Source organism: Methyloversatilis sp. MC4-4, from assembly GCF_049843555.1.
GTDB classification, from domain to species: Bacteria; Pseudomonadota; Gammaproteobacteria; order Burkholderiales; family Rhodocyclaceae; genus Methyloversatilis; species Methyloversatilis discipulorum_B.
The window spans coordinates 292752-310866 of the sequence record NZ_JBBHZK010000005.1 but is presented as its reverse complement, the minus strand read 5'-3'; the positions used below and the strand labels follow the sequence as shown (position 1 = coordinate 310866).

Below are 18115 nucleotides of genomic sequence, written 5' to 3'. Positions count from 1 at the left end.
GAGCAACGAGAGGTGCGCATTCTACGGATAATTTCGAGGTGGTCAACACTTTCGCCAAAGATTTTTGAAGTTTTTTTGGCGCGACTCTTTCAAGCGACTACGGGAAAGTACATATGAATAAAAACATCCCGAAAAATCAAGCCCGCGACGAGCGCCTCTCAGCGCACGGCGAGGCGAGAAAATTTTCGCTTGCCCACCTGCGCCACGACCGTCGTGCCAGCCGCGAGCACAAGCCCGCGATCGGAAACCTTGTCGCCATCGAGCCGGACCCCGCCCTGATCGATCATGCGCAAGGCCTCCGAGGTGGTGGCGGTGAGCCCGGCCGCCTTCAACGCCTGTGCAATACCGATACCTGCACCCGCACTGTCGAGCACCACCTCCTCAATGTCGTCCGGGATGCCGCCCTGACGGAAACGCGATTCGAAGTCGACCAGCGCGGCTGCCGCAGCCGCCGCGCCGTGAAAACGGCCGACGAGTTCCTGCGCCAGCATCACTTTCACGTCTCGCGGATTGCGCCCCGCGGACACTTCTGCACGCAGGCCCGCGATCTCGTCGAGTCCGCGGAAGGACAGCAGCTCGTAGTAACGCCACATCAGTTCGTCCGACACCGACATGACCTTGCCGAAAATTTCGTTCGGCGGCTCGGACACGCCGATGTAGTTGCCCAGTGACTTCGACATCTTGTTGACGCCATCCAGTCCCTCCAGCAGCGGCATCATCAGCACAACCTGTTGCGCCTGGCCGTACTGCTTCTGCAGTTCGCGCCCCATGAGCAGATTGAAGCGCTGATCCGTACCGCCGAGCTCGACGTCGGCCTTCAGCGCAACGGAGTCGTAGCCCTGACACAGGGGGTAGAGGAATTCGTGGATGGCGATCGGCTGATTGCCGGCGTAGCGCTTGGCGAAATCGTCGCGCTCGAGCATGCGGGCGACCGTGTGTCGCGATGCCAGGCGGATCATCCCGTCGGCCCCGAGCTGGTTCATCCAGGTCGAGTTGAATACGACCTCCAGGCGCGACGGGTCGAGGATCTTGCCGACCTGTTCGCGATAAGTTTCCGCGTTCTGCAGCACCTGCTCCGGCGACAGCGGCGGCCGGGTCACGTTCTTGCCCGACGGATCGCCGATCGCGCCGGTAAAGTCGCCGATCAGGAACAGGATCTGGTGGCCGAGATCCTGAAAGTGCTTCAGCTTGTTCAGCAACACGGTGTGGCCGAGGTGCAGGTCCGGTGCGGTAGGATCGAACCCCGCCTTGATGCGAAGCGGTCGCCCCGACTTCAGTTTCTCGACCAGATCCGCTTCGGGGAGCAGTTCTTCTACCCCCCGCTTGATCAACGCCAACGCTTGTTCCACTTCAACCATGACCGAACCCCGAATACATGCGCCTCGCGCAGGCAGGTGCCACGCGACGACCGACAAAGCGCTCGATGTTAGCGCAAGCGGGTCGGCGGACAGAAGGATGATCCGATGAGCGCGCTGTACATCGGGCTGATGTCCGGCACCAGTCTGGACGGGGTGGATGCGGTGCTTGCGGACCTGGCCTTCCCGCGGCCACAGGTTGAGGGACATGCGCATCTGGCCTTTCCAACCACCTTGCGGGCGGAACTGCAGACGCTCTGCTCAAGCGGCGACGACGAAATACACCGCTCACAGGTCGCGGCGATCGAATTGGCGCGCCTCTATGCACAGCTGGTCCACGCACTGCTGAACCAGACCGGCACTGCGACAGCTTCAATCAAGGCCATAGGCTGTCACGGACAGACTATCCGCCACATGCCGGCCCACGGCTATACCGTTCAGCTGAATGCGCCGGCCATCCTGGCCGAGGAGACAGGCATCTGCGTTGTGTCCGATTTCCGCGCGCGTGACCTGGCGGCCGGCGGACAGGGAGCCCCTCTCGTCCCCGCATTTCACGCGAGCCTGTTTGGGTCAAAGGACAGGGCGCGCGCAGTACTGAACCTGGGCGGAATGGCGAATCTGACGCTACTGGAATCCACCCGCCCCGTGCGGGGCTTCGACTGCGGTCCTGCGAACGTGCTGATGGACGCCTGGATCGCGCATCGTCGCGGCCTTGACTACGATAGGGACGGCGCCTGGGCAGCGGGCGGCCAGGTCGACGCTGCGCTGCTTGAGAGACTGCTTGCACACCCCTTCTTCGCCGCGCTGCCCCCGAAAAGCTGCGGGCGCGAGCAATTCAATCTGGAGTGGCTGCTCGAACTGCTGCCGGAGCAGATCCGAGACGAGGACGTCCAGGCCACGCTGGCGGAACTGACCGCGCAATCGGTAGCCGACGCACTGAGAACCGCGGGTTTTTGCCCGGACGATGTCGCGGTGTGCGGCGGGGGCGCGTTCAACCATCACCTGTTGCAGCGACTGGCCCTGCACATCGGATGCCCGGTAATGAGCACAGCCGCTGAGGGCGTACCGCCCGAGCAGGTGGAAGCACTGGCATTCGCCTGGCTCGCGCAGCGGACGCTTAACCGCGAGCCAGGCAACCTGCCAGAGGTGACGGGGGCGCGCGGCATGCGCGTGCTCGGCGCGGTCTGGCCCGCCTGAGCGAGCGGTCGATCAGACCGAGAACGACGATCCGCAGCCGCAGGTCGAGGTCGCGTTCGGGTTCTTGATCACGAACTGCGCACCCTCGAGGCCTTCGCTGTAGTCGATCTCTGCGCCGACCAGATACTGGTAGCTCATCGGGTCGATCAGCAGCGTCACGCCATTCTTCTCGAGCGCGGTGTCGTCCTCGTTGGTCACTTCGTCAAAAGTAAAACCGTACTGGAAGCCGGAACAGCCGCCACCGGAAACGAAAACACGCAGCTTCAGATCCGGGTTGCCCTCTTCGAGGATCAGTTCCTTCACCTTGTTGGCTGCGCTTTCGGAGAAGACCAGCGGAAGGGGCATTTCAGTCACTGCATTCATGAGTATCTACTCCTGGTTGACGCTTCGCCGGCATCAGCTTCCGCTGGCCAGCTTCAATTCGACCGCGCGCGGCGCAGTCTCCTGATGTTCGAGCTGCCCCTTGACGATGGCGCCAAGGTGCACCTCCAGACGGTTGTAGACCACGTCACCGGAAATTCGTGCCTGCGGTTGCAGTTCCAGAAACTCGGTCGACACGATCGGACCTTGCACGGCCCCGTTGATCATCGCATGCGTGACGGTGACCGCACCTTCGATACGCGCATGCTCGCTCAGCACCAGCGTACTTGGCGCGTTGTCATCGGCACGTACGTTGCCGATCACCTCGCCATCGACGCGCAAGCCACCGCGGAAATGGATGTCGCCATTCACGCGCGTGCCTGCACCGATCAGGCTGTCGATGCGCTTGCTGGGTTTCTCAGGCTTCTTGCCGAACATGTCCCCTCCGATTCCGGCAACCGTCACAAGGATGCGGTCGCTCTTGCCCTGATTTGTCCATCCTGCAGGAAGCGAGCCTCGATGGAGAGCAACCTCGCCTCCTTCGGCACAGCAAGCACGCCGTCGACACGCTGGAAATGCCGGAAAGTCAGCCGACTGTTCTCGGCACCCGAATCCGGCGGGAAAGTGATGGTAGCACCCTGACCGGCACGGTCAATCGACGCCACGATCTGGTAAGAGCCCTTCGTATCGGCGTCGGCCTTCCCTCCCTGGCGGACGATGAGCATGCGATAACGGTACCGCCCCGCCTCGCCGTCCGGCTCCAGCACCAGCCGATTGATCTTGAAGCCCTGCTCGATACCGCTGGAACCCGCACCCGCCAGGCTTTCGAAAATCAGAGCGTCTTCCCGCAAACGTGCGTTCTCGCTTTCCAGCGAACGTATCCGGGCTGCCAGCTGTTCCTGTGCCGTACGTTCGATCTGCAGGCTGCTGTGTGCCGAGTCCGCCTGTTGTCTCATGCTTGCAAGCTCGGCGTCGACGACGGCCAGACGCTCACGCAACGAAACGACCTCGGCTTGCATGTCATCGACGTCCAGCCCGACCCAGCCTCGCCCCGCGTCGTAGATTCCGCGGGCAGCCGCCAGCGCGAGCGCCATGACGCCGGCCGCGACGAGAACTTTGAGCCACCAGGGCGCGTGCGAACGGATCGCCACCTGCCGCGCGGCGATACCGTGGCGAAAGCGCCAGCGGCGCGCCCTCAGGGCAAGACCGGAACGAGTTCTAGCCCACACGACTCGTCGAATCCGAACATCAGATTCATGTTCTGTACCGCCTGCCCGGCAGCCCCCTTGACCAGATTGTCGATGACCGACAAGACCACGACCGTGTCCCCGCCCTGCGGGCGATGAACCGCGATCCGGCAGGTGTTCGACGCACGCACCGAACGCGTCTCCGGATGGCTGCCGGCGGGCAGTACATCCACGAAGCGCTCACCACGATAACGGTTCTCGAACAGGGCCTGCAGGTCGCAATCCTTGGTCAGTCGCGCGTAGAGCGTCGCATGGATGCCACGGATCAAGGGTGTCAGGTGAGGTACGAACGTCAGACCTACATCGGCGCCGGCCACGGCGGCCAGTCCCTGGCGTATTTCGGGCAGATGCCGATGTCCACCGACACCGTAAGCCTTGAAGTTGTCTCCAGCCTCCGCGAACAAAGTGTGCACCTCGGCCTTGCGCCCCGCACCGGACACACCCGACTTCGCATCGGCGATCAGCGTCGCGCGGTCGATGACGCCCGCCTCGATCAGCGGGATGAAGCCGAGTTGCACCGCGGTCGGATAGCAGCCGGGATTGGCCACCAGCCGCGCCGAGCGCACCTGCTCACGACTGACTTCCGGCAGGCCGTAGATCGCGGTCTTCAGCACGTCAGGGCAGGCATGCGGCATGCCGTACCACTTTTCCCACGCCGCTTCGTCCTTCAACCGGAAATCGGCGGCCAGATCGACCACCTTCACCCCGGCGTCGAGCAGCGCCGGCACTTGCTGCATCGCGATGCCGTTCGGCGTGGCAAAGAAGACAACGTCGCAGTTCTCCAGCCCGGCTTGGGCCGGGTCGGAAAAAGCGAGATCGACATGACCGCGCAGACTGGGAAACATGTCCGCTACCGGGCGCCCCGCATCGCCGCGCGAAGTGATGGCCGACAACTCGACCTCGGGGTGGCGCGCCAACAGACGCAGCAATTCGACCCCGGTGTAGCCGGTTCCGCCCACGATACCCGCCTTGATACCCACTTCGATCCCTCCTGCGCCGACCCGCGCCGACCCATCCGGATCGATCGCGGAAAAAGCGGAATGATGCCAGAAATGAAAAAAGCCGCCCGAAGGCGGCTTTTCCCGTTCGCCGGAGCGCGGTGTATCAGCGCTTCGAGAACTGCTTGCGACGACGTGCCTTGTGGAAGCCGACCTTCTTGCGCTCGACTTCACGGGCATCGCGGGTAACGAAACCAGCCTTGCTCAGCGCCGGCTTCAGCGTCGCGTCGTAATCGATCAGCGCGCGGGTGATGCCGTGACGCACTGCGCCGGCCTGACCCGATTCACCACCACCGGTGACATTCACGAGGATGTCGAAGGTGCTGACGTGTTCGGTCAGCTCGAGCGGCTGGCGGACGACCATGCGGCCGGTTTCGCGCGAGAAGAACTCGTCCACCGGCTTGTCATTGACGACGAAGGCGCCCTTGCCCGGACGCAGGAACACGCGGGCAACTGCGGTCTTGCGACGGCCGGTGCCATAGTAATAATCAACTTTGAATGCCATGACCGTTCCGTCCTCAGATGTCCAGAGCCTTGGGCTGCTGCGCGGCGTGCGGATGCTCGGCGCCGGCGTAGCACTTCAGCTTCTTGATCATCGCGTAACCGAGCGGACCCTTGGGCAGCATGCCCTTGACGGCCTTCTCAAGCACGCGCGCCGGGAAGCGCTGCTGCAGCTTGGTGAAATTGGTTTCGTAAATACCGCCCGGGTAACCCGAATGGCGGTAGTACTTCTTGTCCTGCGCCTTGTCACCGGTCACACGCAGCTTCTCGACATTCACGACGACGATGTAGTCACCGGTGTCCACGTGCGGGGTGAAGACAGGCTTGTGCTTGCCGCGCAGACGGCGTGCGATCTCACTGGCGAGGCGCCCGAGTACCTTGTCAGAGGCATCGACAACGTACCAGTCGCGCACGACTTCATGCGGCTTGGCTGAAAAGGTTTTCATCTCGAACGTCCTGTGATTCTGGGCGAGATCGCCCAAAAGCCCGCGAATTTAACTCGCGAGTTCGAGCGTGTCAATCCCTGATAGACAACAAAAAAAGCGCGACTCCTGGGAGTCGCGCTGAATCCACACCAAAGGAGGAGGGTGGAGGAGACACCTGCGGCAGACATCGCATTGAACGACGTCCGCGAAACCTGTCTTGATTATTGATCACGCTCAACGCAAAGGCAAGAATTTTTTGCATCGCACAAAGGCAGTGCGCCTTTAGATTCCGCATCACCCGCCAGCGCACCCCGCACAAACAACCATTCAAATCATGTGGATAAGAAAAGCGGCGGCGGTCCGCGCCCCGAACCCGCGTCACAAACACCGGACGACACACCGCCGCGCGCGGATCGACTACCGCAGCGCACCAATACCCATGAACCGCGCGCCGGCCGACACCTGATTACAATCGCGCATCACTGAAGGGAGTGCGTAATGGACTGTGTGGTGAAGTGGGTGGACAACATGAGCTTCCTGGCCGAGACCGGCTCGGGACACATGATCAATATGGACGGCGCGCCCGAAGCAGGCGGCCGCAACCTGGCAGCGCGCCCGATGGAACTGCTGCTGGCGGGCACGGGCGGCTGCACCGCATTCGACGTCATGCTCATCCTGAAGAAGAGCCGGCAGCAGGTCACGGGTTGCGAGGTCACGCTGAAGGCGGATCGCGCGAGCGAAGACCCCAAGGTATTCACCCGCATCGGCTTTCATTTCAAGATCAGTGGTCGCGGCCTGAAACCGGAGGTGGTCGAGCGCGCGATTCACCTCTCTGCCGAAAAGTACTGCTCCGCGTCCATCATGATCGGCAAGACCGCAAAGATGGAACACACGTGGGAGATCGTCGAAACCGGCGCCTGACGCCCTCGCGCTCAGACGTAATAGGCGACGCCGGTCATCACCCGGGAGGCGGCCCGCATCGCGAGTCGGACGGGCGCCGGAAGTTGCGCAGCACCGAGCCGCTCGGCCGTGTGTGCATGCTCACGTTCGTCCTGGCGCATCTGTTCAAGTATCCGCCAGGATTTCTGATCGGCCGGCGGCAGGCGGTGGAGGTGTCCCTGCAGATGAGCTTCGACCTGCTTCTCGGTTTCGGCAAGGAAGCCCAGATTCCACTTGTCGCCGACCAACCCGGCCGCAACACCCATCATCAGCGCGCCGCCGTACCACAGCGGGTTCAGCAGACTGGGGCGGCTGCCCAGTTCAGCCATGCGCGAAGCTGTCCAGCTCAGGTGCTCGGTTTCCTCGACCGCCGCACGGCGCAGGGCGTCGCGCACGGCGGGCTCGCGGCAGGTCAGGGCCTGCCCCTGGTAGAGGGCCTGGGCGCAGATCTCACCGACGTGGTTGATACGCATCAGCGCGCCGACATGACTGCGCTGCGTTTCGTCGAGTTCGGCCTCGGGCAGATCACCGCCGGGCAGCGGCCGTCCGGTACGCGCCGGCGCAGCCAGTGTGCGCAGGGCGCGATCAAGTTCGGTAATCAGGCGGTCGAGCATGGATGCCTTCGATGAAAGTCGGAGTGTTCAACGATAGCCGGTGAGCGGCGTGCCGGTACGTGCATTGAAACTGTTGGCCAGCGCTTCGAGCACCTTCTTCGGCTGCAGCGCGAACCCATCCGCGCACATGTAATCCGAATACAGCATGAAGGGGTAGGAGTTCAGGCGGTTTCCACCGCCGATCGGGATCCAGCGGCTGCCCCGCGTCGGCGCCCACTCCCGGTTCGAACGCAGGTTTGCGTACATCCTGCGCTCGCCCGTGCCGCAGCGCAGCGCCTCGGCTGCGATGTTCTCGGTCCCGCTCGGCGCGACAACGCGGGAAATGTAGCGGATGGCGCCATCCTTGCCGACGGTTAGCGGTTCACGCGCAATGTAGTAGCGGTTACGCGTCGAGGCATTCAGATAGAACTCCTGCCACTCGACCTTTTCGGACAGCGGAGGGACCTCGTAATCGTCCTCGGTCACCTTGGCCGCCGGATCGACGGTTTCACCGCGGAAGGGCTCCGGCTTCTGCCAGTCGGTGATTTGCGCATAGACAGCGGAAGCACCCGCCAGAAGGATCAGGCCGGACAGCAACCGGCCAACGGGGAAAAACGGCATTTCAGTTCACCAGGTCAGCGCACAGCGAGGTTCGCAGCGCCGCCGGCACAGGCGTCACGCCCGCACTGTAATGCGGATGGTCGACACCGACCGACAGGGCCGCGCCCTCGATGAGCGCTCGTTTCATTTCGGCAGTCAGTTCAAAGCGCAGAAAATGCACGGCAGAGGTCTTGACCGCGTTCTCGCGCTCAAGATCCTCGTCGGCAATCGCGGATACCGGAGAGAATCCATCGACCTGCAGCCACACCGTGTCCTCGACGCCGATCAGACGGGCGAGGTTCTGCTTTCGCTGCTGCTCGTCCGGGTATTCGATCAACATCGTGGCCTTGAAGTTGCTGCCGTCGGGGATGAGAGGATTGTAAGCGCCCAGTTCGTCGAGAATGCCCGCTTCCTCGAAAGTGCGTTCGATCCGCAGCATTTCCTGCACCTGATAGCGGACGGTCAGTTCGTCCTCGAACACCAGTGTCACGTGTTCGCCAAGATGCAGTGTGCGCTCACGCTTGTGCGCGATCACACGGGCACGGAACTGCGGGCGCTCTCGCGCATATTGCTCGAGGCTCATCAGACTGTCGCGTGCGATTGCCGGCATACCCCTCTCCTCAGTCCAGTCCATAGGCAATGCACAACAAGGTCAGCGGATGCGCCTTCTGCGCGCGCGTGCCGCCCTGACTGTCGGCGATGCCCTGCATGATGTGACGGCCGGCGATCGGGCAGTCCGAACTGACGAAGTCAGGGTCGCTGCCCTGCATCTGCCGGAACACCGGCCTGCCGATCTTCATCGACAGATCGAAGAACTCCTCTTTCACGCCCCAGGTGCCGTCGTGGCCTGCACAGCGCTCGACCGTGCTGACCTGCGTGCCGGGCACCCGTTGCAGCATCTCGCGCGTCTTCTGGCCGACGTTCTGCACGCGCGAGTGGCAGGGGATGTGATAGGACACGCGACCGAGTTCACGTCTGAAATCGTTCTTCAGCAAGCCGTCCTTATGCCGCAGCACGAAGTACTCGAACGGATCGAACATCGCATCGGCCACCGCGCGGACATCGGAGTCGTCGGGAAACATCAGCGGCAGTTCCTGCTTGAACATGAGCGTGCACGACGGCACCGGCGTCAGGATGGCCCAACCCTCGCGCGACAGGCGCGCCAGCGGCGGAATGTTGATCTCCTTCAGTTTTGCCACCTGCTCCAGGTCGCCCAGTTCGAGCTTGGGCATGCCACAGCAGACCTCCTTCTCGACGAGGACGGCTGGAATCTCATTGTGGGCCAGCAGCTTGAGCAGATCGACGCCGATACCCGGTTCGTTGTAGTTCACGTAGCAGGTCGAGAACACCGCCACCTTTCCGGGCGTGCGCTGTCCGTCTCGCGCGGCGAAACCGTCGGTCGGCTCCGCGACGCCGCGGAATCGGCGCGGCGCATACGGCGGCAGCTGGCGATCCTTGTGTACGCCGAGCGCGCGCTGCATCAGCGAACGCGCAGCACCATTGCCGTTCACCACGTTGACCGTCTGCGCCACCACCGGAATGGCGGCGAGCTTGCCAATGGCATCGGTACTGGTGAGCAGACGGTCGCGAAAACGCGTCTCGCCCTTCCTGAACTTGATCGCCTTGGCTCGCAGCATCAGGTGCGGGAAATCGAGATTCCACTGATGCGGCGGCACGTACGGACACTTGGTCATGAAGCACATGTCGCACAGATAGCACTGGTCCACCACCTCCCAGTACCGGTGCTTCGGGATCGCATCCACTTCGCCGCTGTCGCCTTCGTCGATCAGGTCGAACAGCTTGGGGAAGGCGGTGCACAGATTCACGCACCGGCGGCAGCCATGGCAGATGTCGTACGTGCGTTCGAGTTCCTGCATCAGCGCCGCCTCGTCATAGTAGGCGGCGCTCTTCCAGTCTATCGGGTGGCGCTTCGGTGGCTCCAGACTGCCTTCGCGAACGGTCATCGCACATCCTCCGGTCGACGCACGGGGCGGCGGACGCAGGCAAGTCCTGCGCCCACCGTAGCGGAGCGGTGCCGGCCCCAGGGCCGGCGCGCACTCAGTCGAGCAGCCCGTCGAGCGCCTTCTGGAAACGATTTGCGTGCGAGCGCTCGGCCTTGGCCAGCGTCTCGAACCAGTCGGCAATCTCCTCGAACCCCTCGTCGCGAGCGGTCTTGGCCATGCCCGGATACATGTCCGTGTACTCGTGCGTCTCGCCGGCGATCGACGCCTTCAGGTTGTCACGCGTACCGCCGATCGGCAGACCGGTCGCGGGATCGCCACAGGCTTCGAGATATTCAAGATGCCCGTGTGCGTGGCCTGTCTCGCCCTCGGCCGTGGAACGAAAGACGGCGGCGACGTCGTTCTGCCCCTCGACATCGGCCTTGGCCGCAAAGTACAGATAGCGGCGATTCGCCTGCGACTCTCCGGCAAACGCACACTTCAGATTGTCCTCGGTCTTCGAACCCTTGAGTTGCATGGACGCCTCCTTCAACAATGGGTGAGGGATGCCCCGGAGGGCAGGGCCGCGCTGGCAACAGGCGAAGAAAGGGCGCGACTTAGACCCAGTATAAGCAGGCATTCCGCCGCTTCAAGGGCGGCGGGTCGATCGAGGCATGCGGTCAGGAAGACGAGTGCAGAGGATCCTGCAGCGCACCAGGGCCCGGAAGCGCGTGTTCGCTGGCGTCGCCGCCGTCGGGCTGCCGCATCGCACCACGCGGACGCGGCGAGCGAAAAGCCAGGCGCGCGAGTTCGGTGAGCGCCTGCTGGTAGACCTGGCGCTTGAACTCGATCACCGAGTCGAGCGGAATCCAGTAGTCGCTCCAGCGCCAGGCATCGAATTCAGGGTGGTCGGTGGCGCGCAGGCAGACGTCGCAGTCGCGACCGACCATGCGCAGCAGATACCAGATCTGCTTCTGGCCGCGATAGGCGCTGCGCCATTCGCGCCGCACCCAGTTGCGCGGCACGTCGTAGCGCAGCCAGTCGCGCGTGCGGCCGACGATGCGCACATGCTGCGGACGCAACCCCAACTCTTCCCAGAGCTCGCGATACATCGCCTGCTCCGGCGATTCGCCGTGGTTGATGCCCCCCTGGGGAAACTGCCAGGCGTGCTCGCCTATGCGCTTGCCCCAGAAGACCTCGTTGCGCCCGTTGATCAGAATGATGCCGACGTTCGGGCGGTACCCTTCCCGGTCGAGCATGGTTGAACCTGCTGTGTAAGATTTTCCGTGGATTCTTCCACATTTCGCCGCCGAATTGAAGCAAACGACCCGGCGCGGGCCGATCCGCGCGAAACGGCTAGAATCGGAGGTTTATTGCCTGATCCGCAGCGGATTCCACACCCTCCATGTACGCCAGCAAATTCTTCATTTCCACGCTCAAGGAAGCCCCCTCGGACGCCGAGGTCGTGTCGCACAAGCTCATGACGCGCGCCGGCATGATCCGCAAGCTCGCCGGCGGCATCTACAACTACATGCCGATGGGGCTGCGGGTGATCCGCAAGATCGAGGCCATCATCCGCGACGAGATGAACCGCGCCGGCGCCATCGAACTGCTGATGCCGCTGATCCAGCCGGCCGAGCTGTGGCAGGAAACAGGCCGCTGGGACAAGATGGGCCCGGAAATGCTGCGCGTGAAGGATCGCCACGACCGCGACTTCATCATCCAGCCGACGTCGGAAGAGGTGGTGACCGACATCGCTCGCGCCGAAATCCATAGCTGGCGCCAGTTGCCGAAGAATTTCTATCACATCCAGACCAAGTTCCGCGACGAGCGCCGGCCGCGCTTCGGCGTGATGCGCGGCCGCGAGTTCACGATGAAGGACGCCTACTCCTTCGACCGTGACGAGGACGCCGCCGGCCGCAGCTACGACATCATGTTCGACGCCTACATGCGCATCTTCCGCCGCCTGGGTCTCGAATTCCGCGCTGTCGCCGCCGACACCGGCGCCATCGGCGGCTCGCGCAGTCACGAGTTCCAGGTGATCGCCGACACCGGCGAAGACCTGATCGCCTGGTGCCCGGATTCCGACTACGCCGCCAACATCGAACTGGCGCAGGCGACAGCGCTGATCGCCGACCGCGCTGCGCCGGCGCAGGCGCTGGAAAAAGCCCCCACACCGGGCACCGTGCGCTGCGAGGACGTCGCCGCCCTGCTCGGCCTGCCGATCGAACGCACGGTCAAGTCCGTCGTGCTGGCGACCGATAAGGAAGGCAAGACCGAACTGTGGCTGCTGATGCTGCGCGGCGATCACGAACTGAACGAGGTGAAGGCGTCGAAGCTGGCCGGCCTGAAGGACGGCTTCCGCTTCGCCACCGAAGCCGAGATCGTCGAGCATTTCGGCTGCAAGCCGGGCTATCTGGGTCCGGTCGGACTGAAGAAGCCGGTGCACGTGGTCGCTGACCTCACGGTGGCCAACATGAGCGATTTCGTCACCGGCGCGAACGAGACGGATGCCCACCTGACCGGTGTGAACTGGGGGCGCGACCTGCCCGAACCCGAGGCCGTCGCCGATCTGCGCAACGTGGTCGAAGGTGATCCGTCACCCGACGGCAAGGGTCGGCTGTCGATACAGCGCGGCATCGAGGTCGGACATGTGTTCTTCCTCGGCACCAAATATTCGGAAGCGATGAACTGCACCTATCTCGACGAAACCGGCAAACCGCGCATCATGGTCATGGGCTGCTACGGCATCGGCGTGACCCGTCTGGTCGGCGCCGCCATCGAGCAGAACCACGACGAGCGCGGCATCATCTGGCCGCAGTCCATCGCGCCGTTCGAAGTGGTCATCTGCCCGGTCGGCTGGAGCAAGTCGGAGCAGGTGCGCGCCACCGCCACACAGCTGTACGACGAACTCAGCGAAGCCGGCTTTGACGTCATCCTCGACGACCGCGACGAGCGCCCCGGCGTCATGTTCGCCGACTGGGAACTGATCGGCGTACCGCACCGGATCACGGTCGGCGAGCGCGGCCTGAAGGAAGGCGTGATCGAGTACCAGAACCGGCGCGACGCCGCGGCGCAGAAGGTGGCGCCCGACGCCGTGCGCGCACTGATCGGCGAGCCGGTCTGACGATGAAGCGGCTGGCTGCGACCCTCGTGCTGACGCTGGCCCTGACGGCCGGCGGCGCACGCGCGTCGCAGCAGTACGAACCGCTGGCCGACAGCGTGCGCGCGGCGCTGCATCTGGCCATCAGCGACCGCGCGGCCCCCGACCTGCCGGCGTTCTCATCGCCACAGAAGCAGTTGTGGCTCGGCACGATGTCGGAGCGACTGGCCAAGCGCATGCCGGACGAGGCCGGGCGCATGGAATTCCTGAAGACGGTGCATTACGAAGCCACGCGCGCCGGCCTGGACCCGCAACTGGTGCTGGGCCTGATCCAGGTCGAGAGCGGTTTCCGCAAGTACGCGGTATCCAGCGCGGGAGCGCGCGGCTACATGCAGGTGATGCCGTTCTGGGTGAAGCTGATCGGCAGCGAAGAAAGCAATCTTTTCCATCTGCGCACCAATCTGCGCTTCGGCTGCACCATCCTCCGTCACTATCTCGACATCGAGAAGGGCAACCTCTTCCGCGCGCTCGGCCGCTACAACGGCAGCCTGGGCAAGGCGGAGTATCCGAACATGGTGCGCGGCGCCTGGGAACGCCACTGGTCGTGGCCAGCCATCACGTCGGCCAGTAATCCCTGATCAGACCGACTCGGACAGCACCCGCCATTCGGTCACGCGCGCGACCAGTTCGGCCAGCGACCCGGCGCGCATCTTGTCCATCACGCGGGCGCGGTGCTGCTCCACCGTCTTCGCACTGATGCCCAGTTCGGCGGCGATGCCTGTGTTCGGCAGCCCGCGCACGACGCGATCGAGCACCTCGCGCTCACGTGCGGTGAGGTTCGCCAGGGCGTCGGCGACCTGCTGCACGCGCTGACGCCGCGCGTCCGCCGAGGCCGCCCGGACCAGCGCCTCGGCGACCCGCACGCGCAGCACCGCTGCTTCGATCGGCATCAGCATGAAATCGAGTGCACCGGCACGCAAGGCACGCACCGCAACGGTCACGTCGCAAGGGCCGGACACGAAGATCACCGGCGCGTGATTGCCGACCACGCGCAGGCTGGACTGCAGGTCGAGCCCGCTGATGCCGCGCAGCGACGCATTCAGCAGCACGCAGGCGGCACGCCCCAGCGCCTCGCGGTCCTGCAGCAGCACGCCGGCACCGGAGAATCCCTGCACGTCCGCATCGATCCCGGTCAGCGCCTGACACAGCGCCCGTCGCATCGCAGCGTCGTCATCGACCACGCAGACCAGCGGACGCGCCATCGGATCGCCAGCGGCTCAGCGCATGCCGGGCAGCATGCCCTTCATGCCGCGCATCAGCTTCTGCATGCCGCCCTTGGAGAACTGCTTCATCATCTTCTGCGTCTGCTCGAACTGGTTCAGCAGGCGGTTCACCTCCTGCACCGAGGTACCGGAACCCGCCGCGATACGACGCTTGCGGTTGGCCTTGATCAGTTCGGGCTTGGTGCGCTCGGCCGGCGTCATCGAGTTGATGATGCCTTCGATGCGGCGGATGGCCTTTTCGTCCTGCCCGCCCTGCAACTGCTGCGCGGCACCGGCGAACTGCGCCGGCAGCTTGTCCATCAGTGCCGACAGCCCGCCCATCTTGCGCATCTGCGCGATCTGCGCCTTGAAGTCGTTCAGATCGAAGCCCTTGCCGCTCTTCAGCTTCTGCGCGAATTCCTTGGCCTGGTCCTCGTCGACCTGGCGACGCGCTTCCTCGACCAGGCCCATGATGTCGCCCATGCCGAGAATGCGCGACGCCATGCGCTGCGGATGGAATTCCTCCAGGCCGGTCAGCTTTTCGCCGACGCCGGCGAACTTCAGCGGCGCGCCGGTGACGTGGCGCACCGACAGCGCAGCGCCACCGCGCGCATCGCCGTCGAGCTTGGTCAGCACGACGCCGGTCAGCGGCAGAGCGTCCTTGAACGCCTTGGCGGTATTGACCGCGTCCTGACCCAGCATCGCATCGACGACGAACAGCGTTTCGATCGGGTTGAGCGCCTGATGCAGCGCGCGGATCTCGTCCATCATTGCCTGATCGATCGCCAGCCGGCCGGCGGTATCGACCAGCAGCACGTCGAAATAGCGCGTCTTTGCGAAGTCGACAGCGGCGCGGGCGATGTCGACCGGCTTCTGGTCCGGGGTAGACGGGAAGAACTCGGCGCCGGCCTGCCCGGTGACGGTACGCAGCTGTTCGATGGCGGCCGGACGATAGACGTCGCACGACACCGTCAGCACCTTCTTCTTCTGCGTTTCCTTCAACCACTTGGCCAGCTTGCCGACCGTGGTGGTCTTGCCGGCGCCCTGCAGGCCGGCCATCAGCACGATGGCCGGCGGCTGCGTCGCAAAGTTGAGGCTGGCGGTGGCGCCGCCCATCAGCGCCGCCAGTTCGTCGTGCACCACGCCGACCAAGGCCTGGCCCGGCGTTAGCGAGCCGACGACCTCCTGACCGACCGCTTTTTCGCGGATGCGGGAGACCAGTTCCTTGACCACCGGCAGCGCGACATCCGCCTCGAGCAGCGCCATGCGCACTTCGCGCAACATGTCCGAAATATTCTCGTCGGTCAGTCGCGCCTGTCCGCGCAGCGTCTTGACGACCTTGGCGAGCCGTTGGGTAAGGTTATCCAGCATGAAAGAGCGGCGTGCGCCTTGGGTTAAACTGAAGCCAATGATTCTAATCGAACTGCTTCCTTCCGCCCTCTACGCCGCGCTCGCCTTCTGGTTCATGCGCCCGGCGCGGGCAGGCGCACACACCGCGGCCGGTGGCGTGCGCCCGGCAGCGCTGGCCGCGGCGCTGCTGGTGCACGCCGCGGTGCTGTCGGTGCAGATCTTCCCGGAGGGGCGCATGCGCTTCGGTGCCGGTGACGCGCTGGCGGTGATGACCTGGCTGGCGCTGGTGTTCTACTGGATAGAAAGCCTGTCGTCGCGACTCGACGGTCTGCACATGCTGGCCCTCCCGGCCGCAGCCCTGTGCGCCGCGGTGCCGGTCATCTGGCCCGGCCGGCACGACATCGGCAACGCCGACAACCTGCTGTTCCGCGCCCACTTCGTGATGGCGATGACGGCTTACAGCCTGTTCACGCTGGCGGCACTGCACGCGATGCTGATGTCGGCGGTCGAGCGCAATCTGCACCGCGGTCGCCTGATCCGTCTGCTGGAGAACATGCCGCCGCTGCTGGTGATGGAAGGCCTGCTGTTCCGCCTGATCACGATCGCGTTCGTGCTGCTGAGCGCCACGCTCATTACCGGCATTGCCTTCTCCGAGCAGGTGTTTGGCAAGCCGCTCGCCTTCAGCCACAAGACGGTGTTCGCCATCCTTGCATGGGTGGTTTTCGGCACGCTGCTGGTCGGACGGCACTTCCGCGGCTGGCGCGGACGGCTGGCGCTGCGATGGACGCTCGGCGGCTTCTTCGTCCTGCTGCTCGCCTATATAGGTACGCAATTCGTGCTCGAGGTCGTGCTCGGCCGCGCCTGACCGATGGATTCGATCCCACTTTCCACCCAGCTGATCGTGCTGGGTGTGCTGCTCGTGCTGTCCGGCTTCTTCTCGATGGCCGAGACGGCGATGATGGCCTCCAACCGCTTCCGCCTGAAGGCGGCTGCCCAGAACGGCTCGCGCGGCGCGCAGCGCGCTCTCGACCTGCTGGGACAAACGGACAAGCTGCTCGGCGTCATCCTGCTGTTCAACAACCTGGTCAATGCCGCCGCCGCGACGCTGACCGGCGTCATCGCGATCGACCTGTTCGGCGAGGGCGAACTGGCGCTGGGACTGGGCACGCTGCTGATCACCTTCATGATCCTCGTGTTCTCGGAAATTACGCCGAAAGTCGTGGGCGCGGGCTACGCGAACGCGATCGCGCCGGTGGTGGCCTTCGTGCTGACGCCGCTGCTCAAGGTGTTCTATCCGGTGGTGTGGACGGTGAACCTGTTCGTGTCGGCGCTGCTGCGCATCACGCGGCTGCAGCCGGGCAACACGGACGAGGGGCAGACCCTTTCGGCGGAGGAACTGCGCGCGCTGATGACGGAATCCGGTCACTTCATCCCGGCCGCCCACCGGCGCATCCTGATCAATCTGTTCGAACTGGAGGACGTGACGGTCGAGGACGTCATGACGCCGCGCAACCAGATCGAGGCAATTGATCTGGAGCAGCCGCTGGACGTGATCCAGCACCAGATCGCAACCAGTCATCACGGCCGCGTGCCGGTGTTCGAAGGCGACCTCGACCGCGTGCTCGGCGTGCTGCCGCAGCGGCGTGTCGTCAGCGCGCTGTCGGCCGGCGAACTGGATCAGGACGAAATCCGCGGCCTGCTGACCCGGCCCTACTTCGTGCCGTCGGCGACACCGCTATACAGCCAGCTGCAGTTCTTCCAGGAGAACAGGCAGCGCCTGGCGCTGGTCGTGAACGAGTACGGCGAGGTCGAAGGGCTGGTCACGCTGGAAGACATCATCGAAGAAATCGTTGGCAAGTTCACCACCGGCGTACCCGGCAGCGGACAGTCGCTGAGCTGGAACGGCGACAACAGCGTCATCGTCGACGGCGGACGCAGTCTGCGCGAGCTGAACGGCAAACTCGGGCTGACCCTGCCACTGGACGGGCCCAAGACCTTGAACGGCCTGCTGCTCGAACACCTGCAGGACATTCCGGAATCCGGTCTGTCGGTGCGGATCGGCACTGTCGCGATGGAAATCCTGCACACCGAGGACCGCATGGTGCGCAGCGTGCGTCTGTTCAAACCACAGGACGCAGCCTGAGCCGGCACTCAAGATACGCCGGCCACAAACCGTTTACAGATCAAGCCTGAATCGTCATCATCGAAGACGACACTTCAACACCGCTCGCAGATTCCCCCTAAT

At 64.2% G+C, this 18115-nt stretch carries 21 protein-coding genes; 6 read left to right on the top strand and 15 right to left on the bottom strand.

What is annotated here, in order from left to right; translation table 11 throughout:
• Positions 1 to 158 precede the first annotated feature (158 nt).
• On the bottom strand, positions 159 to 1358 hold the full coding sequence (gene tyrS, locus WDZ97_RS19500) for a tyrosine--tRNA ligase (RefSeq protein ID WP_304004347.1): 1200 nt from the start codon (positions 1356 to 1358) through the stop codon (positions 159 to 161).
• Between the two features lie 105 nt (positions 1359 to 1463).
• On the opposite strand from tyrS, the gene WDZ97_RS19495 reads away from it, so the two are divergent.
• Positions 1464 to 2552, top strand: a complete 1089-nt coding sequence (locus WDZ97_RS19495; protein WP_425763852.1) for an anhydro-N-acetylmuramic acid kinase — start codon at positions 1464 to 1466, stop codon at positions 2550 to 2552.
• A 12-nt stretch (positions 2553 to 2564) separates the two neighbouring features.
• Here the strand turns inward: WDZ97_RS19495 and erpA are convergent, their stop codons facing one another.
• The 6 genes from erpA to rplM all read right to left on the bottom strand — a co-directional run bounded on the left by erpA (position 2565) and on the right by rplM (position 6104).
• Positions 2565 to 2915, bottom strand: a complete 351-nt coding sequence (erpA, locus tag WDZ97_RS19490; RefSeq protein WP_019916445.1) for an iron-sulfur cluster insertion protein ErpA — start codon at positions 2913 to 2915, stop codon at positions 2565 to 2567.
• Positions 2916 to 2948: 33 nt separating this feature from the next.
• Positions 2949 to 3350 carry a bactofilin family protein gene (locus WDZ97_RS19485; protein WP_304004352.1) on the bottom strand — a complete coding sequence of 134 codons (402 nt, stop codon included), beginning with the start codon at positions 3348 to 3350 and terminating at the stop codon, positions 2949 to 2951.
• A gap of 23 nt (positions 3351 to 3373) precedes the next feature.
• Positions 3374 to 4141, bottom strand: coding sequence for a DUF6776 family protein (locus WDZ97_RS19480; RefSeq protein ID WP_425763851.1), 768 nt, complete (start codon positions 4139 to 4141; stop codon positions 3374 to 3376).
• On the bottom strand, positions 4108 to 5139 hold the full coding sequence (gene argC / locus WDZ97_RS19475; RefSeq protein ID WP_425763850.1) for an N-acetyl-gamma-glutamyl-phosphate reductase: 1032 nt from the start codon (positions 5137 to 5139) through the stop codon (positions 4108 to 4110). Before argC ends, WDZ97_RS19480 begins: the two co-directional genes overlap by 34 nt.
• A gap of 124 nt (positions 5140 to 5263) precedes the next feature.
• Positions 5264 to 5662, bottom strand: a complete 399-nt coding sequence (gene rpsI / locus WDZ97_RS19470) for a 30S ribosomal protein S9 (protein WP_019916439.1) — start codon at positions 5660 to 5662, stop codon at positions 5264 to 5266.
• Positions 5663 to 5675: 13 nt separating this feature from the next.
• On the bottom strand, positions 5676 to 6104 hold the full coding sequence (gene rplM / locus WDZ97_RS19465) for a 50S ribosomal protein L13 (RefSeq protein ID WP_020166122.1): 429 nt from the start codon (positions 6102 to 6104) through the stop codon (positions 5676 to 5678).
• Positions 6105 to 6581: 477 nt separating this feature from the next.
• On the opposite strand from rplM, the gene WDZ97_RS19460 reads away from it, so the two are divergent.
• On the top strand, positions 6582 to 7004 hold the full coding sequence (locus WDZ97_RS19460; protein WP_304009991.1) for an OsmC family protein: 423 nt from the start codon (positions 6582 to 6584) through the stop codon (positions 7002 to 7004).
• An 11-nt stretch (positions 7005 to 7015) separates the two neighbouring features.
• On the opposite strand, the gene coq7 is transcribed toward WDZ97_RS19460, so the two are convergent.
• The 6 genes from coq7 to WDZ97_RS19430 all read right to left on the bottom strand — a co-directional run bounded on the left by coq7 (position 7016) and on the right by WDZ97_RS19430 (position 11414).
• Positions 7016 to 7636: a 2-polyprenyl-3-methyl-6-methoxy-1,4-benzoquinone monooxygenase gene (gene coq7, locus WDZ97_RS19455; RefSeq protein ID WP_425763849.1), complete on the bottom strand. Its 621-nt coding sequence runs from the start codon at positions 7634 to 7636 to the stop codon at positions 7016 to 7018.
• 27 nt (positions 7637 to 7663) lie between these two features.
• Complete coding sequence (locus tag WDZ97_RS19450; RefSeq protein ID WP_425763848.1) at positions 7664 to 8212, bottom strand: CNP1-like family protein; 549 nt, start codon at positions 8210 to 8212, stop codon at positions 7664 to 7666.
• A 25-nt stretch (positions 8213 to 8237) separates the two neighbouring features.
• A complete protein-coding gene (locus WDZ97_RS19445; protein ID WP_425763856.1) occupies positions 8238 to 8825 on the bottom strand; it encodes a DUF3501 family protein in 588 nt (195 codons plus the stop codon).
• Positions 8826 to 8835: 10 nt separating this feature from the next.
• Positions 8836 to 10179, bottom strand: a complete 1344-nt coding sequence (locus WDZ97_RS19440; protein WP_425763847.1) for a heterodisulfide reductase-related iron-sulfur binding cluster — start codon at positions 10177 to 10179, stop codon at positions 8836 to 8838.
• 94 nt (positions 10180 to 10273) lie between these two features.
• Positions 10274 to 10693, bottom strand: coding sequence for a rubrerythrin family protein (locus tag WDZ97_RS19435; RefSeq protein ID WP_019916429.1), 420 nt, complete (start codon positions 10691 to 10693; stop codon positions 10274 to 10276).
• Positions 10694 to 10835: 142 nt separating this feature from the next.
• Positions 10836 to 11414 (bottom strand): RNA pyrophosphohydrolase, encoded by a 579-nt coding sequence (locus tag WDZ97_RS19430; protein ID WP_304004363.1) that lies wholly within the window; start codon positions 11412 to 11414, stop codon positions 10836 to 10838.
• Positions 11415 to 11560: 146 nt separating this feature from the next.
• Between WDZ97_RS19430 and WDZ97_RS19425 the strand changes: the two genes are divergently transcribed.
• On the top strand, positions 11561 to 13282 hold the full coding sequence (locus WDZ97_RS19425) for a proline--tRNA ligase (RefSeq protein WP_425763846.1): 1722 nt from the start codon (positions 11561 to 11563) through the stop codon (positions 13280 to 13282).
• 2 nt (positions 13283 to 13284) lie between these two features.
• Positions 13285 to 13896 carry a lytic transglycosylase domain-containing protein gene (locus tag WDZ97_RS19420; RefSeq protein WP_425763845.1) on the top strand — a complete coding sequence of 204 codons (612 nt, stop codon included), beginning with the start codon at positions 13285 to 13287 and terminating at the stop codon, positions 13894 to 13896.
• Here WDZ97_RS19420 and WDZ97_RS19415 read toward each other — a convergent pair whose 3' ends face one another.
• Positions 13897 to 14520, bottom strand: coding sequence for a response regulator transcription factor (locus WDZ97_RS19415; protein WP_425763844.1), 624 nt, complete (start codon positions 14518 to 14520; stop codon positions 13897 to 13899).
• Between the two features lie 15 nt (positions 14521 to 14535).
• Positions 14536 to 15891, bottom strand: a complete 1356-nt coding sequence (gene ffh / locus WDZ97_RS19410; protein WP_425763843.1) for a signal recognition particle protein — start codon at positions 15889 to 15891, stop codon at positions 14536 to 14538.
• Positions 15892 to 15928: 37 nt separating this feature from the next.
• On the opposite strand from ffh, the gene WDZ97_RS19405 reads away from it, so the two are divergent.
• Both WDZ97_RS19405 and WDZ97_RS19400 read left to right on the top strand, forming a co-directional pair.
• Positions 15929 to 16735 carry a cytochrome C assembly family protein gene (locus WDZ97_RS19405; RefSeq protein ID WP_019916422.1) on the top strand — a complete coding sequence of 269 codons (807 nt, stop codon included), beginning with the start codon at positions 15929 to 15931 and terminating at the stop codon, positions 16733 to 16735.
• Between the two features lie 3 nt (positions 16736 to 16738).
• Entirely contained in the window at positions 16739 to 18013 is a 1275-nt protein-coding gene (locus WDZ97_RS19400) for an HlyC/CorC family transporter (RefSeq protein WP_304004373.1), read from the top strand.
• Positions 18014 to 18115 lie beyond the last annotated feature (102 nt).

Coding starts and splice junctions, on each gene's coding strand:
- WDZ97_RS19400 (WP_304004373.1), top strand. CDS start 16,739: ATGGATTCGATCCCACTTTCCACCCAGCTGATCGTGCTGGGTGTGCTG.
- WDZ97_RS19435 (WP_019916429.1), bottom strand. CDS start 10,693: ATGCAACTCAAGGGTTCGAAGACCGAGGACAATCTGAAGTGTGCGTTT.
- tyrS (WP_304004347.1), bottom strand. CDS start 1,358: ATGGTTGAAGTGGAACAAGCGTTGGCGTTGATCAAGCGGGGGGTAGAA.
- coq7 (WP_425763849.1), bottom strand. CDS start 7,636: ATGCTCGACCGCCTGATTACCGAACTTGATCGCGCCCTGCGCACACTG.
- rpsI (WP_019916439.1), bottom strand. CDS start 5,662: ATGGCATTCAAAGTTGATTATTACTATGGCACCGGCCGTCGCAAGACC.
- WDZ97_RS19460 (WP_304009991.1), top strand. CDS start 6,582: ATGGACTGTGTGGTGAAGTGGGTGGACAACATGAGCTTCCTGGCCGAG.
- erpA (WP_019916445.1), bottom strand. CDS start 2,915: ATGAATGCAGTGACTGAAATGCCCCTTCCGCTGGTCTTCTCCGAAAGC.
- ffh (WP_425763843.1), bottom strand. CDS start 15,891: ATGCTGGATAACCTTACCCAACGGCTCGCCAAGGTCGTCAAGACGCTG.
- WDZ97_RS19445 (WP_425763856.1), bottom strand. CDS start 8,825: ATGCCGGCAATCGCACGCGACAGTCTGATGAGCCTCGAGCAATATGCG.
- WDZ97_RS19430 (WP_304004363.1), bottom strand. CDS start 11,414: ATGCTCGACCGGGAAGGGTACCGCCCGAACGTCGGCATCATTCTGATC.
- WDZ97_RS19425 (WP_425763846.1), top strand. CDS start 11,561: ATGTACGCCAGCAAATTCTTCATTTCCACGCTCAAGGAAGCCCCCTCG.
- WDZ97_RS19420 (WP_425763845.1), top strand. CDS start 13,285: ATGAAGCGGCTGGCTGCGACCCTCGTGCTGACGCTGGCCCTGACGGCC.
- WDZ97_RS19485 (WP_304004352.1), bottom strand. CDS start 3,350: ATGTTCGGCAAGAAGCCTGAGAAACCCAGCAAGCGCATCGACAGCCTG.
- WDZ97_RS19405 (WP_019916422.1), top strand. CDS start 15,929: ATGATTCTAATCGAACTGCTTCCTTCCGCCCTCTACGCCGCGCTCGCC.
- rplM (WP_020166122.1), bottom strand. CDS start 6,104: ATGAAAACCTTTTCAGCCAAGCCGCATGAAGTCGTGCGCGACTGGTAC.
- WDZ97_RS19440 (WP_425763847.1), bottom strand. CDS start 10,179: ATGACCGTTCGCGAAGGCAGTCTGGAGCCACCGAAGCGCCACCCGATA.
- WDZ97_RS19415 (WP_425763844.1), bottom strand. CDS start 14,520: ATGGCGCGTCCGCTGGTCTGCGTGGTCGATGACGACGCTGCGATGCGA.
- WDZ97_RS19495 (WP_425763852.1), top strand. CDS start 1,464: ATGAGCGCGCTGTACATCGGGCTGATGTCCGGCACCAGTCTGGACGGG.